This window comes from Microbacterium sp. ARD32, assembly GCF_031844385.1.
GTDB lineage: Bacteria > Actinomycetota > Actinomycetes > Actinomycetales > Microbacteriaceae > Microbacterium.
Map to the genome: position 1 here is coordinate 1,541,287 of NZ_JAUZVD010000001.1, position 16,764 is coordinate 1,558,050.

Annotated in this window: 16 protein-coding genes and 1 tRNA gene; 3 read left to right on the forward strand and 14 right to left on the reverse strand. The window is 71.1% G+C overall.

Going from position 1 to position 16,764, the window contains the following annotated elements; genetic code table 11:
• Nucleotides 1–35: 35 nt before the first annotated feature.
• The 3 genes from Q9R19_RS07305 to Q9R19_RS07315 all read right to left on the reverse strand — a co-directional run bounded on the left by Q9R19_RS07305 (nt 36) and on the right by Q9R19_RS07315 (nt 5,342).
• Nucleotides 36–2,720: an ABC transporter permease gene (locus tag Q9R19_RS07305; protein WP_311255651.1), complete on the reverse strand. Its 2,685-nt coding sequence runs from the start codon at nt 2,718–2,720 to the stop codon at nt 36–38.
• Nucleotides 2,717–5,062, reverse strand: a complete 2,346-nt coding sequence (locus tag Q9R19_RS07310; protein WP_311255652.1) for an FtsX-like permease family protein — start codon at nt 5,060–5,062, stop codon at nt 2,717–2,719. The genes Q9R19_RS07305 and Q9R19_RS07310 overlap by 4 nt, the downstream gene beginning before the upstream one ends.
• 204 nt (nt 5,063–5,266) lie before the next feature.
• A tRNA-Ala gene (locus Q9R19_RS07315) sits at nt 5,267–5,342 on the reverse strand.
• A 240-nt stretch (nt 5,343–5,582) separates the two neighbouring features.
• On the opposite strand from Q9R19_RS07315, the gene Q9R19_RS07320 reads away from it, so the two are divergent.
• On the forward strand, nt 5,583–5,762 hold the full coding sequence (locus tag Q9R19_RS07320) for a hypothetical protein (RefSeq protein ID WP_311255653.1): 180 nt from the start codon (nt 5,583–5,585) through the stop codon (nt 5,760–5,762).
• An 8-nt stretch (nt 5,763–5,770) separates the two neighbouring features.
• Here Q9R19_RS07320 and rsfS read toward each other — a convergent pair whose 3' ends face one another.
• The 9 genes from rsfS to rplU form a co-directional block, all read right to left on the reverse strand.
• Nucleotides 5,771–6,121, reverse strand: coding sequence for a ribosome silencing factor (gene rsfS / locus Q9R19_RS07325; protein WP_396653451.1), 351 nt, complete (start codon nt 6,119–6,121; stop codon nt 5,771–5,773).
• Between the two features lie 26 nt (nt 6,122–6,147).
• A complete protein-coding gene (locus Q9R19_RS07330; RefSeq protein ID WP_311255654.1) occupies nt 6,148–7,518 on the reverse strand; it encodes a hypothetical protein in 1,371 nt (456 codons plus the stop codon).
• Nucleotides 7,515–8,117 carry a nicotinate-nucleotide adenylyltransferase gene (nadD, locus tag Q9R19_RS07335; RefSeq protein ID WP_311255655.1) on the reverse strand — a complete coding sequence of 201 codons (603 nt, stop codon included), beginning with the start codon at nt 8,115–8,117 and terminating at the stop codon, nt 7,515–7,517. Before nadD ends, Q9R19_RS07330 begins: the two co-directional genes overlap by 4 nt.
• Before the next feature lie 6 nt (nt 8,118–8,123).
• Nucleotides 8,124–8,336 carry a hypothetical protein gene (locus Q9R19_RS07340; protein WP_311255656.1) on the reverse strand — a complete coding sequence of 71 codons (213 nt, stop codon included), beginning with the start codon at nt 8,334–8,336 and terminating at the stop codon, nt 8,124–8,126.
• Nucleotides 8,337–8,385: 49 nt separating this feature from the next.
• Nucleotides 8,386–9,657, reverse strand: coding sequence for a glutamate-5-semialdehyde dehydrogenase (locus Q9R19_RS07345; RefSeq protein WP_396653467.1), 1,272 nt, complete (start codon nt 9,655–9,657; stop codon nt 8,386–8,388).
• Between the two features lie 55 nt (nt 9,658–9,712).
• A complete protein-coding gene (gene proB, locus Q9R19_RS07350; protein WP_311255658.1) occupies nt 9,713–10,498 on the reverse strand; it encodes a glutamate 5-kinase in 786 nt (261 codons plus the stop codon).
• A complete protein-coding gene (gene obgE, locus Q9R19_RS07355; RefSeq protein ID WP_311255659.1) occupies nt 10,495–11,994 on the reverse strand; it encodes a GTPase ObgE in 1,500 nt (499 codons plus the stop codon). Before obgE ends, proB begins: the two co-directional genes overlap by 4 nt.
• 112 nt (nt 11,995–12,106) lie before the next feature.
• Entirely contained in the window at nt 12,107–12,364 is a 258-nt protein-coding gene (rpmA, locus tag Q9R19_RS07360) for a 50S ribosomal protein L27 (RefSeq protein WP_285630296.1), read from the reverse strand.
• Nucleotides 12,365–12,384: 20 nt separating this feature from the next.
• Nucleotides 12,385–12,693, reverse strand: coding sequence for a 50S ribosomal protein L21 (gene rplU, locus Q9R19_RS07365; RefSeq protein ID WP_311255660.1), 309 nt, complete (start codon nt 12,691–12,693; stop codon nt 12,385–12,387).
• Between the two features lie 213 nt (nt 12,694–12,906).
• Between rplU and Q9R19_RS07370 the strand changes: the two genes are divergently transcribed.
• Entirely contained in the window at nt 12,907–13,173 is a 267-nt protein-coding gene (locus tag Q9R19_RS07370) for a DUF4031 domain-containing protein (protein WP_311255661.1), read from the forward strand.
• On the opposite strand, the gene Q9R19_RS07375 is transcribed toward Q9R19_RS07370, so the two are convergent.
• Nucleotides 13,138–15,417, reverse strand: a complete 2,280-nt coding sequence (locus Q9R19_RS07375; protein WP_311255662.1) for an Rne/Rng family ribonuclease — start codon at nt 15,415–15,417, stop codon at nt 13,138–13,140. The genes Q9R19_RS07370 and Q9R19_RS07375 overlap by 36 nt on opposite strands.
• Nucleotides 15,418–15,686: 269 nt before the next feature.
• On the opposite strand from Q9R19_RS07375, the gene Q9R19_RS07380 reads away from it, so the two are divergent.
• Nucleotides 15,687–16,301, forward strand: a complete 615-nt coding sequence (locus Q9R19_RS07380; protein ID WP_311255663.1) for a vitamin K epoxide reductase family protein — start codon at nt 15,687–15,689, stop codon at nt 16,299–16,301.
• A 48-nt stretch (nt 16,302–16,349) separates the two neighbouring features.
• On the opposite strand, the gene ndk is transcribed toward Q9R19_RS07380, so the two are convergent.
• Nucleotides 16,350–16,763 carry a nucleoside-diphosphate kinase gene (ndk, locus tag Q9R19_RS07385; protein ID WP_311255664.1) on the reverse strand — a complete coding sequence of 138 codons (414 nt, stop codon included), beginning with the start codon at nt 16,761–16,763 and terminating at the stop codon, nt 16,350–16,352.
• Between the last annotated feature and the right edge of the window lies 1 nt (nt 16,764).

Sequence of the window (16,764 nt, forward strand, 5' to 3'; positions counted from 1 at the left end):
ACTCCGCTCGCCATCATCACTCCCGCTCCCCGTCATCACTCCCGCTCCCCGTCCGTGCGGATCACGTCGGCCGCCGCGAGCCGCGAGGCCAGCGCGGCCGCGGCGGCGACCGCTGCAGCCGACACCACGGTGAACGCGACCACCGCGATCACCGGCCAGATCCCGCCCAGCACGACCGGAGGCTGAGCGCTCCCTCCGACGAAGCCGTGCAGGTCCAGCTGCGGGATCACCAGCCACACCATGGCGATGCCCACGCCCGCGCCGAGTGGCAGCGCCGTCAGCAGCGCGGGGCCCACCTCCCACAGCACCAGTCGACCCGCCGCACGCCGGCGATGACCGAGAGTGCTGAGGATCGCCAGCATCCGCGCCCGGGACGCGGCGCTGAGCATCAGCGTCGCGACCACGCCGAGCATGAGCAGCACGGCGACGATCGCGCTGGCTGCCAGCAGCGCGCGCAGCACGAAGGCGTAGCCGGGATCCTGCTCGTGCGCCGCGGCGACCTGAGCGGGCGTCGTGAAGGTGGCACCGCTGCCCAGCTGCGCCAGCGCCTGACGGCCGACGGCTTCGGCATCCGCTCCCGGCGAGAGCGCGATGTACAGCTGCGTCAGGCCGGTGTCCTGTGCGCGCAACGCCTCGACGTTCGCACGGTCGACGATGACCCACCGCTCGGCCGTGCCGAACGGCGCCTCCGACGGGGCGGTCGCGACGATCCGGGCGGCGCGAGCACCCACCTTGATCTCGGACTCTGCGATGTCGTCGCCGCCGAGCTCGCTCAGCAGCGCCTCGGACATCACCACGGGCACGGCATCGCCCGGGGGCTCCGACAGCTCCTCGGGCAGCGGCAGCGGAGTCACCGCGTCGCGCTGCGCGGCGACGAAGTCGTCGCGGTCGACGATGTAGACCCGGGACTGCGCCGATCGCGCGTCCGCGGACACCTTCGTGGTCGCGCCGCCGCCCAATCCGGCCGAGACGTCGACGCCATCGATGTCGGCGACCCTCTCCGCCCCGTCGTCGGTGATGTAGGGGGCGTCGATGCGCAGATCCGCTCCCACGCTGACCGCCGCGGCCCGCACGATTCCGCTCGAGACGGTGGAGGCGAACGCCACCGAGAAGACCACCACGCCGAGTCCCATCACCATCGCCAGCACCGGGGCGGCGCGCATGACCGAGTCGCGGCGGGCGCGTGCAGGGCCCAGCAGCGCCTCCAGCGAACTGCGACGCCGTGCGCGATGCTCGGCCAGTCCGAGCAGCGGCGGCAGCAGTCGCAGCGACAGCAAGGTGCCCGTGAAGCCGAGCAGCACCAGCAGCGCGAGCAGCAGCGGGTCCGCGCCGCCGCCCGCACCGCGGAGGAGCACGAGTGCGACCAGCAGCACAGTGACCACGGCGATCAGGAGCTCCGCCGTCAGCGTGCCGACTCGTGTGCGGTCACCGCCTCCGTCGCCCAGATCTCGCCGGCCCCGGCGCTCGGCATCCGTCAGCGCGCTCCACGGCAGCGTGACGGCGGGCACGGCGGCGAGCACGGCAGGCATGAACAGCACCGCACCCCCGCTCCACCCCGCCCATGCGGCCGCGACTGCGGCGCCGACGGCGGCACCGATCACACCCAGCGCCGCTCCCTCAGCGCCCAGAGACAGCGCCAGGCGTCGCACCGAGGCCCCCCGCGCGCGCAGCACGCCGATCGCGGCGACACGGCGAATGGCGATCAGCCGGCTCACCAGCACGAGCACGACGAGCGCGACCACCGCGGGCCCCACAGCGGCGACCGTGACGACGGGCGTCATGGCGTCGGCTCGGGCGAGGCCGGCATCGAGCGCCTGCGGAACGCCGGAGCGGAACTGCAGGGTGCGCATGAAGAACGCGTCGTCCTGGAGCGGCACCTGCACGGGATCGGCGGTCAGGCGGCGCAACTGCGCGGCCGTCTTGCGAGCCGTGCCGGCCTGCACTGCATCGCCGTCGAACGGGATCCACGAGATGATCGCCACGCCTTCGCCGTGTCTCGCGAACGCCCTGATCTCGTCGACGTGCATGAAGCCCGCTCCGACGAGAATGCGATTCCCGCCCCTGTCGTTCTCGATCGTGGGACGGCGCGAGCCGCTCACGAAGGTCCAGTCGCGGTCGCCGTCCCGGGCCGGTTCGACGGTGCCGGTGAGGATCAGCGTGAGCCCGTTCCAGAGCCGCTCCGCCCCGACCTCCCAGGCCAGCTCCTCGGCTACGGTCGAGGTGAGCGCGATCTCGATCCCGTCGTTGGGGTCGGTCGGCTCGGGCAGCCGCCCGTCGACCAGCACCGATCGCCCGATGAACCCGGGATCGGACACCAGTCCGAGCTTGTTCAGCGGGATCGCTCCGGTCGCGTCGACCGCCGTCGTCGGAGCGGGTGCGACCGTGACCGCCAGCCGCGGCTCGCCGAGCATCCCCTTCAGCGGCTGCGGCTGCTGCTCGCGCTTGTGCTCCAGCACGGCCAACGCCGGTGCCAGTGCGCCGGCGGGCGAGTCGGCGCCGGACCCGAGGGCAGGCAGCCCCGTGGTCGTCGCGAAAGGCCAGCTGCCGAGTTCGGGAACCGCAGTGACCGCCTGCCGGATAGTGGCGGTCCGCCCCTCGGTGAGCAGGGCGGGCGCTGCGACGCCGACGAGGGTGAGCGCGGCGATCACGATCACCAGGAACAGCGACAGCACAGGTGTGGTCGACGCGGCCCGGAGCGACAGCCGGATCCGCCCGCTCACGCGGCGCCTCCCAGCACGAGCGGAAGCGTCACGGCCGCGACTGCGACGCCCAGCGCGGCTCCTGCGGCGACCGCGTACACCGCCAGTCCTGCGATCTCACCGGTCTGCAGCAGCGCACGCCGGCGTGGCGACAGACCGAGCGAACGCAGCACGTCTCGCTCACCTCGGCGGGCGCGGATCAGAGCGGAGCAGGCCGCGAGGAACCCGACCGCGCCGAGCACCGCCGCGGCCAGCGCCCCCGCGGTCAGCGCCGTCGGCGCGACGGAGGTCACCGGAGCCGCGCTCACCTGTGCGGCCGTGAGGATCCGAACGGGGTTCGTGGCGTGCGTTCGCAACTGCCGCGCAGTGGCCGCCGGATGGTCGCTGTCCACCCAGAGCTCGTCGGGCGGCACGAGCGCACCGGCCGCCTGCAGCTGCGCCATCTCGACCGCCGCGCCGATCCCGTCGCCCACGCTGGGCAGGCTCTCGACGATGCGCACCACGCGGAACTGGACGGGTTCCGCGGCGAACCGGACCTTTCCGGTGAACACCGTGCCGACGCCGGCGGCCAGCCGATCGGCCAGGCTGCGGGTGATCTCGGCGGGAACGCCCGTCCCGGAGCCTGCCCTGCGCGGCGCCAGACCCGCCACCTCTCGGGGACCCGCCAGGATCGTGCCGTTGTCCGATCCGATCGTCAGGGTCGTGCGCAGGACCTCGGCGGCGCCGGTCACGCCGTCCCACGCTTCGACGTCCTCTGCGCGCACGTCGAGTCCGGTGTCGGAGATCAACCGCACGTCGCTGCCCAGCAGTGCGCTGCGGCTGTGCCGCTCTGCGGCGCGTGCCTCGGCGGGAGCGGTGATCGCGACGGCGGCCGACGCTGAGGCGAGTGCCAGACAGAGGATCGCGACGGCGACTCCCCCCATCCGGCGCGCGATCTGCCGCAGCGGCAGGATCGGGGCAATGCCGCGGGTGCGGCGCAGCAGGCGTTCGCCGATCGCCGCCAGCGGCGCGGCGAGGATGGGGACGAGAGAGCACGCTGCGACCAGCAGCAGCGCGGGCGCGACAGAGGCCAGAGGATCGGGCCGTCCCTCGTCGCTGCTGACGCCGCCGGCGGCGAACAGCTGCCAGCACGACAATGCGGCGAGCACGACCGCGATGCCCGCGGGCAGCAACAGCGTCGGAAGCGTGCGCAGGCCGGCGTCGCTGCGCTGGGCCTCGGCGCGGATGCTGTCGGCTCCGCCCGCGCGCCGGAGCGTGAACAGCGCCGAGGCCGCTGCGACGAACACCACCGCGGCCGCTGCGGTCAGCGGTGCTGTCGGCGTCATGCCCCCGGCGAGCACCAGGACGATCAGTGCGATGATCGCTCCGACTGCGGCCACGGCGGCAGACTCGCCCGAGGCGAGCAGCGCAAGGCGCCGGGCAGATGCTCCTCTGGCACGCAGCAGAGCGAGCTCCTGAGTGCGCGCGTCGGTCAGGGTGTGCTGCACGACGCCGAGCACGAGCGCGCCCAGGAGGGCGAGGATCAGCAGCGGCACGGCCAGCAGCCCCCGGACGGAGGAGATCGCGACGCTCACGCGGCGCAGGATGTCCCCCAGCCCGCCCGAGACCTCGGTGCTGTACTGGTGATACGGGTCGATCGTGTTCGGCACGGTGCGCAGCGAGTCGATCGCGTGCTGAAGGGCGGGGACCGCGGCGGGAGTCGCCGCGACGGGCGCGATCTCCCAGGTGGCGGTGATGGCATCGGCGAAACGCGTCAGAGCTGCGTCGACAGCGATCGCCGGCCCGATCGCGCGGTCGCTCTGGCCGGAGACGACCGACGGGTCGCCGAGCCAGGCCGGGTCGAGCGGATCCTCCGGCGTCCAGATGCCGACGAGCGTGAGTTCGGCGCCGTCGGTGAGGAGCACCGGGTCGCCGACGGCCGCTCCGAGGCGGTCGGCGGCGGCTGCGGGCAGGGCGATCTGCGTCGCGGATGCCGGCCAGTCCCCTGCCGTGAGCGTGGCGAGCCGCTGCAGACGGTCGTCGTGCAGCATCGTGAGCTCGACCTCGGGGCCGTCCGAGGTCGTGAGGTCGACTGCGGCGCTCGTGCGCCGTGAGACGACGACGTCGGTCCCCGCGAACGCGGTCGTGATGCTGTCGCGGATCGTCTCATCCTGCGCTGCACTGTCCGGAGCGACAGTGGCTGTGACCAGGATGGTGCGCGCCTGCGGCTCTGCGTCGGTGAACATCAGGGTGGCGCCGGATGCCAGCAGCCGGCCCGCGACGGCGTCGAGACCGCCGATGCCCGCCACCAGAAGAGCGACCAGGAGTGCGATCAGCGACAGTCGACCGACGTGCTGCCGGGCCCGCCTCACCGTGAACGCCATTGATCCTCTTCACACGCAACGGTGATCATCTTCGCGCGGCGAGCTGGGCGACGCAACGTCCGCCCCGGCGGGTCGCCGTGGCCAGGCCATGATCACCGCACCGCTGACCACGATCGCGCGGACGCATCCCGCGCTCACGGAGCGGTGCACCCGCGTGCCAGGTGGTGGGGGAAAGGAAAAACCCTTGGTTGCCCAAGGGTCTTGTGGTGGACCTGAGGGGACTCGAACCCCTGACCCCCTGCATGCCATGCAGGTGCGCTACCAGCTGCGCCACAGGCCCATCTTCGCTGCCGAGCCGAAGCCCCGGCAACCTGTTCAGCATACTACGGCGATCAGGACTATCGCGAATCACGCCCGTCGGCCGGGAGTGTCCCGACCGCTTCGGGCGGCATGAGGCCTCCGGCTGCGAGCCGTAGCGCCCGCGACCGCACGGGTCAACCCGCTCGTCCGCGCGATCGGGAGAGCGTACCGTCATCGACATCCGCCGAGGCATCGGCATCCGCTGCGAGAGGAGCCCATCATGTCCAATCCGACACCCGCCTACCTGCCCGAGGACCCGGACTTCGACGATCAGCCCGACCCGGCCACGCGCGAGGTCGACGGCGAGGAGGTGCTCGATCCCGACGCCGACCCCGACCTCATCGACAGCGCCGAGGCGGACCGCCTGGCAGCGGAGGACGACGCCGACGAAACGGACTGATTCCGCGTCTACTCCCCCGTGACGCGCTGGGTCAGTTCGATCGGCACGACGGGGCAGTCCTTCCACAGCCGCTCCAGGCCGTAGTACACGCGCTCCTCGGAGTGGAACACGTGCACGATCAGGTCGCCGAAATCCAGCAGCACCCAGCGCGCTTCGGCGCGCCCCTCACGGCGCACGCGCTTGTGCCCCGCCTCGTGCAGACGATCCTCGATCTCGTCGGCGATCGCGGCGACGTTGCGCTCGCTGTTCCCTGTCACCAGGAGGAACACGTCCACCAGCGGCAGCGGTTCGGAGACGTTCAGCGCGACGAGGTCCTCGCCGCCCTTCGCGTCGGCCGCGTCGGCGGCGATCTGAAGCATCGCGAGAGCGTTCTCAGGGGACTGCATCAACCAAGGACTCCTGTGGTGAAGGCGATGACGAGCGTGGTGGCGAGCACGATGGCCAGTCCACCGGCGACGACCGCCAGAGTGAGCATGAGCTTGTTGCCCTTGTCGGGCGCCGGAGGGCGGATGACCTCGCCCGCCGGCCGGGAGGTGCTGACCGCTGCGCTGGCGGCGATCGGCGTGGGCGAGGATGCCGGCGCCAGCTCGCCGTCGAGGAGCACCGCGTCCACATCCCTGCCGTCGGTGGTGCCGCGCGCATGCCCCTGCGATCCGAGACCCTCGGGCAGTGCGTACGTGCCGGTGATCAGCATCTCGCCGGTGGAGGTGATCGGACCGGAGAGCGATCCGGCTCCCGGCGACGGAGTGAAGATCAGCGCCGTCGGCGCGCCGTGCTGCGACCCCGACGTGGTGCCCTCGAGCAGCGCGTCGAACGGCGCTTTCGCGGCCGGGTCGTGCCGGTCGGCCTTCACACCGATGCCGAACGCCGCACCCACGGTGGGGCGCGCGTCGCTCTGATCCGAATCGGCGGCCGGCTTCGCCGTCGCGGCCGGCCGCGGTTCGGGTGCGGCTTCCGGTTCGGGTTCCGGCACGGGCACCGGCCCGGGCTCCGGCTCGGGGACCGGATGCGATTCCGCCACCGGCTCGGGCTTCGGAACCGGAACCGGCTCGACCACCGGCTCGGGCTCGACGGCCGGCTCGGGCCGCTCTGCATCCGCTTCCGGCCGCCCCGCGGATGTCGGCTCCACGACCAGCAGGTCGTCGTCCTCCTCGTCCAGGTGGCTCGGCACGACCGCTCCGCGGTTCATCAGCTCGGGAACGATCCGGCCGCGCCCGGCGGGCCGGTTGGCGGGCGGCTCGAACATCGAGATGTCGGAGTCGCCGGCGGGCGCGGGGTCGAAGCGCGGAGCCGAGGCGGGGCCGGGAGTGAACGCGGGCACGCCCGAGACCAGGCCGCTCTGCTCTCCAGGCGCGTCCTCGACAGCGCCCTCCTCAGCGTCAGGCGCCGCCTCCGCAGCAGTCGCCTCGACAGCGTCAGTCGCCGCCTCAGCAGCAGTCGCCTCCTCAGCGTCAGGCGCCTCCTCGGCGGGATCCTGCGAGGCGGCATCCTGCTCGGCCGGCGCAGCGGATGCCTCGGCGCGGGCGTGCTCGAGAGCCCGGATCTGACGACGGGTGAGCGGCGCGTGCGGGCTGGGCGGTTCGGTGGCCGGAGCGGGGTCGATCCGGATCGGCTCGGCGGCCTTTGGCGGCACCGGCGCGGGCTGCGCGGCCGCCGCCGCCTCTTCGTCGGTGATGACCGGCGTCGAGCCGGTCAGACGGATCTCCCGCAGCTGCTTGCGCGTGAGCGTCCGCCCGTTCTCCTCCGATGTGCTCATGCCTTGCTCCGATACAGATGATGCTTTGCGATGTACTGGACCACGCCGTCCGGCACCAGATACCAGACCGGCTCCCCGGCTGCGACGCGCTCCCGGCATGCCGTCGACGAGATCGTCAGCGCCGGCACCTCCAGCTGGCTCACGTTGTCCGTGGGCAGTCCGTCGGTGCTGAGCACGTGGCCGGGCCGGGAGACCGCGACGAAGTGGGCGAGATCCCACAGTTCATCATGGTCCCTCCAACTGAGAATCTGCGCCACGGCATCCGCGCCGGTGATGAAGAACAGCTCCGCGTCGGGCCGCTCGGCCTTCAGGTCGCGGAGCGTGTCGATCGTGTACGTCGGTCCGTCGCGATCGACATCCACGCGGCTGACCGTGAACCGCGGATTGGATGCGGTGGCGATCACCGTCATCAGGTAGCGATGCTCGCTGGGCGAGACGTGCTGCTTCTGCCAGGGCCTGCCGGTGGGCACGAACACGACCTCGTCGAGGTCGAAGGAGTGCGCCACCTCGCTCGCCGCGACCAGGTGCCCATGGTGGATGGGGTCGAACGTGCCGCCCATCACGCCGATGCGCGGTGCTCGAGCAGAGGATTGCTGCATGTGCGCCTAGTGGCCGCCGTGGCCGTCCTCGCCGTGCTTCTGGGCGAACGCCTCGGCCTTCGCCGAGTGGCGGTTGGCGACGTTGCGGTACGACAGGGTGATCAGAGCCAGTGCCGTGAAGATCAGCGCGGCGATGATGCCGAAGATGACGGTCTGGCCCATGACGTTGTGGGACTCGGTCTCGGCTGCGGCCATCGCGATCTGTGCGACGAGGTTCATTCTGGCTCCGTTTCTGAGCGGTCGGGAGAACGCCTCACAAGTCTAGCGCTCAGCCCCGCGTCTGGCCCGACCCTCGGGCCAGCCACTTCGTGCTCGTCAGCTCGGACACGCCCATCGGGCCCCGGGTGTGCAGCTTCTGCGTCGAGATGCCCACCTCCGCGCCGAAGCCGAACTCCGCGCCGTCGGTGAACCGGGTGGAGGCGTTCGCCATCACCACGGCCGAGTCCACCTCGGCCAGGAAGCGCTCGATGTTCCGCGAGTCGGTCGTGATGATCGACTCGGTGTGGCCGGTGCTGTACCTGCGGATGTGCGCGAGAGCGTCGTCGAGCGTGTCGACGACCTTCATGGCGATGTCCATGCTGAGGTACTCGGTCGCCCAGTCCTCCTCGGTGGCGGGGATCACGTTCGAGACGAGCCCGGCGACCATGTCGTCGCCGTGCACGGCCACGCCCTCGCTCTGCAGCGCGCTGGCCACCACGGGCACCAGCAGCGGCGCGGCCTGCCGGAGCACCAGCACGGTCTCCACCGCGTTGCACACGCTCGGCCGCTGCACCTTCGCGTTCACGACGATGTCGCGCGCCCACTCCAGCGGCGCCGACTCGTCCAGCACGATGTGCACCACGCCCGCGCCCGTCTCGATCACCGGCACGGTCGACTCGGTGACCACGGTCTCGATCAGCGCTGCGCTCCCCCGCGGCACCAGCACGTCCACGAAGCCCCGGCCGTGCATCAGCGCCTTCGCGCCGTCCCGGCCGAAGTCGTCGACGGTCTGGATCGCCTCGCGGTCGACACCCACGGCATCCAGTGCCTCGCGCATCAGCTCGACCAGCACGGTGTTCGACATGCGGGCGGCGCTGCCGCCGCGCAGCACCGCCGCGTTGCCCGCGCGCAGCGCGAGCGCCGCGATGTCGACGGTGACGTTGGGCCGGGCCTCGTAGATCGCGCCGACCACGCCGAAAGGAACACGCACCTGCTCGAGGGCCACGCCGTTCGGCATCCGGTGTCCGCCGAGCACCTGCCCGATCGGGTCGGGCAGCGCCGCCACGTCGCGGACCGCGGATGCCAGTGCCGCCACCCGCTTCTCATCCAGGCGCAGCCGGTCGATCAGGGCATCGCCGATGCCGTTCTCGTGACCGCGTTCGATATCCAGGCCGTTGGCGGTGACGATGCGCTCCACGTTCGCCTCGATCGCTCGGGCGATGCTCTCCAGCGCATCCTCCTTCTCACCGCTGGTCAGTCGCGCGATCGACCGCGAGGCCTCCTTCGCCCGCGCCAGGCGGTGCTGGGCGGTCTCTTCAGAGGCGTGATCGGCGGTGGGCATGCTCATGCGGTCAGTGTATCGGCGGGCGCGCACGGCCGGACGCGTATGACCGGGCTCAGTCGACGACCGGCTCGAACCACGTCCCGACCGGGGCTCCCTCCAGCGCCCTGCCCACCAGGTCGGCGCTGGTGACGAGCACCCCGATACCGCTTCCGGCGGCCATGCGCGCGGCCGACACCTTGGTGGCCGCGCCGCCCGTGCCCACGCTGTTCACCACGGATGCCCCGAACTCCAGACCCGCCAGATCGGCATCCGGCGCCACGACGTCGATCGGCGTCGCACCCGGGTCGGTCGGCGGCTTGGTGTACAGCGAGTCCACATCGCTGAGCAGCACCAGGGCGTCCGCATGCAGCAGCTGCGCGACGAGGGCCGCCAGGCGGTCGTTGTCGCCGAAGCGGATCTCCTGCGTCGCCACCGTGTCGTTCTCGTTCACGATCGGGAGCACCCCGAGCGCCAGCATCCGGTCCATCGCGCGCCGCGCGTTGCTGCGCGATGTCGCGTTCTCGAGGTCGCCCGTGGTCAGCAGCACCTGCCCGGCGACGATCCGGAACGGGCGCAGCGCCTCCTGGTAGCGGAACACCAGCAGGTTCTGGCCGACGGCGGCGGCGGCCTGCTGGGTCGCCAGATCGTTGGGACGCGCACCGAGATCGAGCACCGGGATGCCGGTGGCGATGGCGCCGGACGAGACCAGCACGACCTCGACGCCCCGGCGGTGCGCCGCCGACAGCGCCTGCACGATCATCGGGATGCGCCAGGATGCCTCGCCGCTGATCGACGAGGAGCCGACCTTCACGACGATGCGCTGGGCCGTCGCCAGGTCTGCACGCTGCTGCGCGCTCATTCCTCGCCCTCGCGGGATGCGCGGCGCTGCTCCTCGAGCTCGGCACGGGCAGCGGCCTTCGCATCCATCCGCTCGTGGTACCTCTCCCGGCGCTCGCCGGTGGTGCGCCTGCTGCTGCCGCCGATGCGCACGTCGGTGCCGCGCGGCGAGGTCATCAACTCGGCGGTGGAGGCGACCGAGGGCTCCCAGTCGAACACCACGCTGTTGTCGCCGGTGCCGATCATGACCGTCGAACCCGGCTCCGCACCCGCCTTGAGCAGGGCGTCCTCGACGCCGAGACGCTCCAGGCGGTCGCCGAGGTAGCCGACGGCCTCTTCGTTCTGGAAGTCGGTCTGCTGCACCCAGCGCACGGGCTTCTCGCCGATGACCCGGTAGACGTTGCCGTAAGTGCCGCCCTCCACCCGGATCGTGAAGTCCTCCCTGGCACCCTTCGGCCGGATGACGATGCGCTCGGCCGGCACTTCGACGGCGGTGGCCTGGCGGTGCTCCTCGACCAGCTCGGCCAGGGCGAAACTGAGCTGGCGCAGACCCTCGCGCGAGACGGTGGAGATCTCGAACACCCGGAAACCACGGGCCTCGATGTCCGGGCGCACCAGCTCGGCGAGCTCGCGCGCTTCGGGCACGTCGAGCTTGTTCAGGGCGACCAGCTGAGGACGCTCCAGCAGCGGGACCTGCCCCTCGGGAACCTCGTAGGAGCCGAGCTCGGCGAGGATGACGTCCAGGTCGGAGAGCGGGTCGCGTCCGGGTTCGAGGGTCGCGCAGTCCAGCACGTGCAGCAGCGCGCTGCACCGCTCCACGTGACGCAGGAACTCCAGGCCCAGCCCCTTGCCCTCGCTGGCGCCCTCGATCAGGCCGGGCACGTCGGCGACGGTGTAACGGCTGTCTCCCGCCTGCACCACACCCAGGTTCGGGTGCAGCGTGGTGAAGGGGTAGTCGGCGATCTTCGGCCGCGCGGCCGACATGGCCGCGATCAGACTGGACTTGCCGGCGGAGGGGTAGCCGACCAGCGCGACATCCGCGACGGTCTTCAGCTCCAGGAGCACGGCTCCCTCGTACCCCGGCGTGCCGAGCAGTGCGAAGCCGGGGGCCTTGCGCTTGGGCGAGGCCAGCGACGCGTTGCCCAGGCCGCCGCGACCGCCTTCGGCGACCACGTAGCGCTCGCCGGGCGTGACCATGTCGTGCAGCAGCTCGCCGTCGACCGACTTGACCACGGTGCCCAGCGGCACCGGCAGCTCCAACGTCTCGCCGGCGTAGCCGGAGCGGTGGTCGCCCATACCGAAGCCGCCGTTGCCGCTGCTGCGGTGGGGCGAGTGGTGGTACGACAGCAGCGTCGTCACCTGCGGGTCGGCGACCAGGACGATGTCGCCGCCGTCGCCGCCGTTGCCGCCGTCGGGACCGCCGAGCGGCTTGAACTTCTCGCGGCGCACCGAGACGCAGCCGTTGCCGCCCTTGCCCGCACGCAGATGCAGGGTGACGGTGTCGACGAACGTGACCATGTCGTGCTCCTCAGAAGTCGGGCCCCGATGCGGGCCGATATGCAGGAAAGGGGCGAGCCGAAGCCCGCCCCCTTCCGAATGCCGCCCGATCGGCGGCTGAGCTTGTCGGTGCCTACTGCGCGGCAGCGACGATGTTGACGACCTTGCGACCGCCCTTCGTGCCGAACTCGACGGCTCCCGCCTCGAGCGCGAACAGCGTGTCGTCGCCGCCACGACCGACGTTCACGCCGGGGTGGAAGTGCGTGCCGCGCTGGCGGACGAGGATCTCACCGGCGTTGACGGCCTGGCCGCCGAAGCGCTTCACGCCGAGTCGCTGTGCATTGGAGTCACGACCGTTGCGGGTCGAGCTCGCACCCTTCTTGTGTGCCATTTCTCAGCTCCTCTTCGTGCTTACTTGATGCCGGTGATCTTGACGCGGGTGAGCTCCTGGCGGTGCCCCTGGCGCTTCTTGTAGCCGGTCTTGTTCTTGTACTTCTGGATGACGATCTTGGGGCCGCGCAGGTCGCCGAGGACCTCAGCGGTGACCTTGACCTTGGCCAGCTTGTCCGCGTCGGTGGTCACCGTGGCGCCGTCGACGAGAAGCACGGCGGGAAGCTCGATCTTCTCGCCCTGGTCAGCCTGAACACGGTCGAGCTGAACGATCGTGCCGACCTCGACCTTCTCCTGCCGTCCACCGGCGCGCACTACTGCGTAAACCACTTCATACCTGTTTCGTTGGGGAGCGGACTGCTCCGGGAATCTCACGGGAAGACTGCTGCTTGCGTACGACGCCTTCGCGAAGGGTGCGGACGCAAGACTTCTCCTGCCGCTCGGGGAGTCGGCAGGGGTCTCGCACCAAAGGACTACTTTACCGGAAGGCAACCGATGCCGCAAAGTCGCGGACGCCGCGTGTCCCGGGCCTAGGATCACGGCATGACCGTTCTCGTCGACGACCCCATCTGGCCGGCGCACGGACGGCTGTGGGCGCACCTGGTCAGCGACACCGAGCTGCGGGAGCTGCATGAGTTCGCCGCAGCGCACGGCATCCCCCGCCGCGCGTTCGACCTCGATCACTACGACGTGCCGGCGGATGCCGTTCCCCGGCTCCTTGCCGCCGGCGCCGAGCACGTCGGCGGCAAGGAGCTCACCCGGCGGCTGATCGCGTCAGGACTGCGAGTCCGCGGGAGGGATCGACGCTGAGTCGGATGCCGTGGTCGCCGTCGGCGTGAGCATGGCCGTCGTCACTCGGCGCCGGTTGCGCCCCTGCCCGGGCGCCTTCGGCTCCGGCAGCGCGTCCAGGACCGAGTCGAGCAGCTGCTCGGCCTCGGATCGCGGGCCCTTGCGCTCCGCGCCGCGCTTGCGACGGCTCTTCTTCGGCCGTTCCGAAGCCGCCGGCGCGTCGGCCGTCTCATCGGCGACGGTCACCTCGTCGAGCACCGGCGCGATCGTGGAGGCGGCGATCGCGGCCAGCGCCGACTTCGCCCCCTCGGTGATGCTGTGGGTCCCGCCGGAGGATGCCGCACCCTGCTGCGCGGACTCGGACGGCGAGCCGGACTGCTGCGACGACGACGAACCGCGTGAGCGGCGGTTCTGGCTTCCGCCGGACGAGCCGCCGCGATGCTTCACGACCGGGTCGTGATGCACGATGACGCCACGACCGGCGCACACCTCGCAGGGCTCGCTGAAGGTCTCCAGCAGGCCCAGTCCGAGCTTCTTGCGGGTCATCTGCACGAGACCGAGCGAGGTGACCTCGGCGACCTGGTGCTTGGTGCGGTCGCGGCTGAGGCACTCCACCAGGCGCCGCAGCACCAGGTCGCGGTTGGACTCGAGCACCATGTCGATGAAGTCCACGACGATGATGCCGCCGATGTCGCGCAGACGCAGCTGGCGGACGATCTCCTCGGCAGCCTCCAGGTTGTTCTTGGTGACCGTCTCCTCGAGGTTCCCGCCCGAGCCCACGAACTTGCCGGTGTTGACGTCGACGACCGTCATGGCCTCGGTGCGGTCGATCACGAGCGATCCGCCGGAGGGCAGCCAGACCTTGCGGTCCAGCGCCTTCTCGATCTGCTCGGTCACCCGGTAGGCGTCGAAGGGGTCGACCTCGTCGGTGTAGGTCTCCACGCGCTCGAGCAGGTCCGGTGCCACGCTCTGCAGGTAGGAAGTGATGGTGCGGTGCGCGTCATCGCCCTGGATCGTCATCCGGGTGAAGTCCTCGTTGAAGACGTCGCGGACGATCTTGACCAGCAGGTCGGGCTCGGCGTGCAGCAGCGCGGGCGCCTGCTGCGACTCGACGAGCTTCTGAATGTGCTCCCACTGCGAGGTGAGGCGCTGCACATCGCGGGTGAGCTGCTCCTCGGTGGCGCCCTCGGCCGCGGTGCGGACGATCACGCCGGAGGACTCCGGCAGCACCTCCTTGAGAATGCGCTTCAGGCGCGCGCGCTCGTTGTCGGGCAGCTTGCGGGAGATGCCGTTCATCGACCCGTTGGGCACATACACCAGGTAGCGGCCCGGCAGCGAGACCTGGCTGGTCAGGCGGGCGCCCTTGTGGCCCACCGGGTCCTTGGTCACCTGCACGAGCACACGGTCGCCGGGCTTGAGCGCGAGTTCGATGCGTCGCGGCTGGTTGCCGGTCTCCACCGCGTTCCAGTCGACCTCACCGGAGTACAGCACGGCGTTGCGGCCGCGTCCGATGTCGACGAAGGCGGCCTCCATGCTGGGCAGCACGTTCTGCACGCGGCCCAGGTAGACGTTGCCGATCAGCGAGGCATCCTGGTTGCGGGCGACGTAGTGCTCGACGAGCACGTTGTCCTCGAGCACGCCGATCTGCGTACGGCCGTTCTTGGCGCGCACGACCATCATGCGATCGACGGCCTCACGGCGAGCCAGGAACTCCGCCTCGGTCACCACGGGGCGGCGGCGTCCGGCGTCGCGACCGTCGCGGCGGCGCTGCTTCTTGGCCTCCAGTCGCGTGGAGCCCTTGATGGCCTTCGGCTCGGTGATGTACTCGACGTTGCGGTGGCGCTGGCGGGAGTCGTCACGACCGTCATCCCCGTCGCCGCCGCGCCGACGACGTCCGCCGCGGCGCGAGGACGACGAGCCGTGGTCGTCGTCCTCGGCATCCCGCGAACCGGATGCCGGAAGCGGCACGATCTCCGGCGCGTAGAAGTGCAGCTGCGTGGAGGGCTTCGAGACGAAGACCTCGGGCAGCAGGCCCAGCGTCACGGCCGTGACGGCCGCCGGCTCGGCGTCGCCCTGCTCCTGGGGCGCTGAGCCCGTCGAAGCGTCGCCCTGCTCCTGGGTCGCTGAGCCCGTCGAAGCGTCGCCCGGGGCATCCACCGCCTCGACGGCGGGCTCGGGCGCTGCGGCCGGGGTCGGCTCGACTACCGGCTGCGCCGGCGTCTCGTCGAGGGTAGGGGTGTTCTTGTCATCATTCTCATCGGCCATCTCGGGCTGACTCCCTGCGCGGGCACCGGGTGCACCGCGGAAACTCGTGCGGCGAAACTGCAGCCGCGAACTCAATCGGCATGCGATCGGCGCGAGGGCCGGACCGCGTGGGGCGTGCTGCCCCGAAGTCTTGTCGATGCGATCGCGACTGGTCGCGACGGCATCCTCCCCCATTATCGCATCCCGAGCGTCGCACGGTGGCATCCGGCGTCGCGGCGCGCGGGACGGGCTCACCCGAAGCCCATAGCCGGCGCTGGGATAATCCCGTCATGACCGCACAGCGCACACGGCACACCGGCTACGGCATCTGGCTGATCATCGCCAGTCTGGCCGGCTGGTGGGCCGCCTTCCAGCTGACGCTGGACAAGTTCGCCACCCTGCAGAACCCGGATGCCACACTGAGCTGCAACATCAGCGTGTTCCTGTCGTGCGGGGCGAACCTGGAGTCGTGGCAGGGGTCGGCCTTCGGCTTCCCGAACCCGATCATCGGCATCACCGGCTGGATGGCCGTGCTGGTGATGGGCGTCGCGGTGCTGGCCGGCGTGCGGTTCCCCCGCTGGTTCTGGGGCCTGTTCGGCCTGGGGATCCTGTTCTCGTTCGTGTTCATCGCGTGGCTGATCGGTCAGAGCTTCTTCGACCTGCACACGCTGTGCCCCTGGTGCGGTGTGACCTACCTGGCGGTGGTGCCGACGTCGCTCGCGACACTGGTCGAGCTCGGGCGCAACGGCACCCTCTCCCGTCGCCGCTCCGTGCAGCACGCCTTCGGCCGCCTGATGGCGTGGGTTCCGCTGGCGTCGATCGTCGCGTTCGCCGTCATCGTCGTGCTGGCGCAGATCGCCGGCGTCGATCTGCTCGGCGAGGTCTCCCGGATGCTGTTCGGCTGACCGCGGCTTCCGGGCCGACGCCGCTCAGCGACGCCGGTCCGGGCCGTGTCAGAACCAGATGCCCAGTTCGCGAGCCGCCGACTCGGGCGAGTCCGAGCCGTGCACGAGGTTCTGCTGCACGGCCAGGCCCCAGTCGCGGCCGAAGTCGCCGCGGATCGTGCCGGGCGCGGCGGTGGTCGGGTCGGTGGTGCCGGCGAGCGAGCGGAAGCCCTCGATCACGCGGTTGCCCGCCAGGCGGATCGCCACCGACGGGCCCGACATCATGAACTCGAGCAGCGGCTCGTAGAACGGCTTGCCCTCGTGCTCGGCGTAGTGCGCGGCCAGCAGCTCGCGGTCGGGCTCGACCAGCCGGATGTCGACGAGCGCGTAGCCCTTCGCCTCGATGCGGGCGAGGATCGTGCCGGTCAGACCGCGGGCGACGCCGTCGGGCTTGACGAGGACGAGGGTTTCTTCAGTGGCCATG